The following is a 2,914-nucleotide window of genomic DNA, read 5'->3' on the forward strand; positions in this document are numbered from 1 at the left end:
ACCGGTGCAGCCGAAACAGGACAGGGACAGTATGAGGCAAAGTTGGAGAGCGGGGATGAAGGAGGATGAAAATTTCTTCGCGGGCGGCTGTTTTCTCCGTCATCCCTGTGCTTGTCACAGGGATCCAGCGCGCCCAAGTCCTTGGGCGCAAAAGACAGTTTGCCATTCAGAGAAGCCAGGGAGAAATGTCCTCCCATTCCGGATTGACGCTTTCGATCAGATTGAGCTTCCACGCTCTCGGCCATTTCTTGATGGTCTTTTCCCGCCGGATGGCATCCACCACCAGATCATGGATTTCGAACCAGACGAGCGTCTTGACGCCATAGCGGCTGGTGAAGCCCGGCGTCAGCTCATTCTGATGTTCATAGAGCCGCCCCGGCAGATCGCTGGTCACGCCGGTATAGAGCGTGCCGTTCCGTTTCGATGCCAGGATGTAGACATAGCCACAGCGCATGAGGTGATGATTGCATAACGGAGACATACACGCAAAGGTTTATCACATGTTTCCATCTGGCAGAAGCCTCGTGACTCAAAGAATCCTCTCGCCGTGCAGACGCACGGCGGCTGGATTCCTGTGACAAGCACAGGAATGACGGGAGTAGGTTGTCCACCAAAAGAGGTAGGAGCAAACCGCTTCACTCAGCCAAAAGCGGTAATGGTTAACCCCATTTAACCTATGCGGCAGCATTTACCTTAAATTATAGCAAATATCTCCTTAATAGCGCCACTTTTTGGAATGAAATGCCCCGCCAAGCCAAGTCCGCCTGTCATGAGGTCAGGCGCTACTCGGGGGATACCCATGCGCAGCTTTTTTCTTGTCGCGCTTGCCAGCCTGGTGACATTCTCATTTGCCGCGGCTGCCGATGCGCAGAGCAGTCAGAAACGTCGCGGAAATCTGTTCAAACACGATTATTCCGCCGCCTATACCCTGCAGCGGGTCAGCGTTCGCGCGAGCTGTTTTCCAACCAAGCTGAGGGCGATCCTCGCCCATATCGCCGTGCAGACCGGCAAGAAACCGGTCGTGACCTCGGGACACAGACCGCGTTCAGGCCGGTCCCAGCACAGCCACTGTTACGCGGCCGATATACGCGTGCCGGGGGTTTCCGAGCGGAAGATCCTTGCGGCCGCAGCGAGCGCGCCGGGGGTTGGCGGGATCGGCCGATACTGCAATGGCATCGTGCATGTCGATATCGGTCCGAAGCGGCGCTGGGCCCATTGCGGCAAGCGCGGAAGACGGTCTTAAGCCCTAAGGTAGCCTAGGATTCCGGCTGGCTTTTCGCCTTCCGCTTCAAGTTTCGGCGGATCATGCCGATATCGGCGCCGCCGATAAGGAATGCGACCGCGAAGTAGACGACCATGGCCAGCGCCAGAAGCACGCCAAGTGCGGCCACCTGATAGAGCAGCGACGTTTCCGGAGCGAGCCACGGCGAGGCGTAAGGCAGCGCGTAGATGAGCACCGCCGTCATGACGCCCGCCGACACCAGCAGCAGCGCGGTCCGCTTCGCAAGCGCCCATTCCCATTTGAGATCGCCCCGCCAGAGGAGCGTCGAGAAGAGCAGGATCGTGTTGATCCAGCCGGCGGCGGCTTCCGCCGTGGCGATGCCCCGCTCGGCCAGCAGCGGGAAGAGCGAGATCGCCAGGCCCGAATTGACCACCACCGAGATGATGGTGAAGCGCATCGGCGTCCTGGTATCCTCGCGGGCATAGAAGCCCGGCTGCAATGCCTTGATGAGCACGAAGCCCGGCAGGCCGATGCCGTAGATCGCAAGGATGGAGGCGACGACGGCGGTGTTTTCGGCGGAGAAGGCACCGCGCTCGTAAAGCACGCGGATGATGGCATCCGACAGCACCCAGAGACCGGCGGCAGCCGGCAGGGTAAGGAACAGCACGAACTCGATCGAGCGGTTCTGGATATTGGCGGCCTCCTGCCTGTAGCCGCCCTTCAAGGCGCGCGACAGTTCCGGCAGCAGCACCACGCCGACCGCCACGCCGACGACGCCGAGCGGAAGCTGATATATGCGGTCGGCATATTGGAGGGCCGCGATCGCGCCTTCCTTTCCGGAAGCGATCGCCTGGCCGATGATCTGGTTGATCTGGGTGATGCCGCCGGTGATCGCCGCCGGTACGGCGAGCACCAGAAGCCGCTTGACGTTCGGCGTCATCTTCGGAAGGCGGAAGCCGATATTGATGCCGGCATGGCGCACGCCGATATAGACGACGGCGAGCTGAAGGACGCCGGCGACGAGCACGCTCCAGGAAAGATACCAGGCGGTGGAGAGCGGATCGGCGCCCGTCCAGAGCGCGTAGAAGAGGGCGGCGATCATCACCACGTTCAGGAAGACGGGCGCGATGGCGGCCGCGAAGAAGTGATGCAGCGAATTGAGCATGCCGCTCATCATCGCCGTCAGCGACATGCACATGAGATAAGGGAACATCACGGCCGCCAGCCGGATGGTGATCGAAGTCTTTTCCGGATCATCGGCAAAGCCCGGAGCGATGATCCACTGAACCAGCCAGGGCATGGCGAGTTCCATCAGGATGGTGATGGCGAGCAGCGCGGAAAAGAGGACGCCGAAGACCTCTTCCGAAAAGCGCTTTGCGCCTTCCACGCCGTTCGCCTCGATCTCCTTGGAGAAGAGCGGCACGAAGGCGGCGTTGAAGGCCCCTTCCGCGAAAAGCCTACGGAAGAGGTTCGGAAAGCGGAAGGCGGCATAGAAGACGTCCGCCATCGGCCCGGTGCCAAGCGCCGCGGCCATCAGCGTCTCGCGGGCGAAGCCGAAGATGCGGCTGCCGAGCGTGGCGCCGCCGACGGTTGCGAATTTTCGGACGAGGCTCATCGGGCGGGGCTCACTGAATTGCGTGGAAGCCCCTCACCCCGCCTCCGCTTCGCTCGGCGCACCCTCTCCCCGTAAAC

At 61.1% G+C, this 2,914-nt stretch carries 3 protein-coding genes; 1 reads left to right on the forward strand and 2 read right to left on the reverse strand.

Annotated elements, in window-relative coordinates:
* Positions 1–166: 166 nt before the first annotated feature.
* Positions 167–454: a GIY-YIG nuclease family protein gene (locus ACE04I_RS17765; RefSeq protein ID WP_046792615.1), complete on the reverse strand. Its 288-nt coding sequence runs from the start codon at positions 452–454 to the stop codon at positions 167–169.
* Positions 455–799: 345 nt separating this feature from the next.
* On the opposite strand from ACE04I_RS17765, the gene ACE04I_RS17770 reads away from it, so the two are divergent.
* Positions 800–1,243, forward strand: a complete 444-nt coding sequence (locus ACE04I_RS17770) for a YcbK family protein (RefSeq protein WP_046794089.1) — start codon at positions 800–802, stop codon at positions 1,241–1,243.
* A 13-nt stretch (positions 1,244–1,256) separates the two neighbouring features.
* Here ACE04I_RS17770 and murJ read toward each other — a convergent pair whose 3' ends face one another.
* Positions 1,257–2,837 carry a murein biosynthesis integral membrane protein MurJ gene (gene murJ / locus ACE04I_RS17775; protein ID WP_046794088.1) on the reverse strand — a complete coding sequence of 527 codons (1,581 nt, stop codon included), beginning with the start codon at positions 2,835–2,837 and terminating at the stop codon, positions 1,257–1,259.
* Positions 2,838–2,914: the final 77 nt, after the last annotated feature.

This window comes from Rhizobium moroccans (assembly GCF_057559155.1).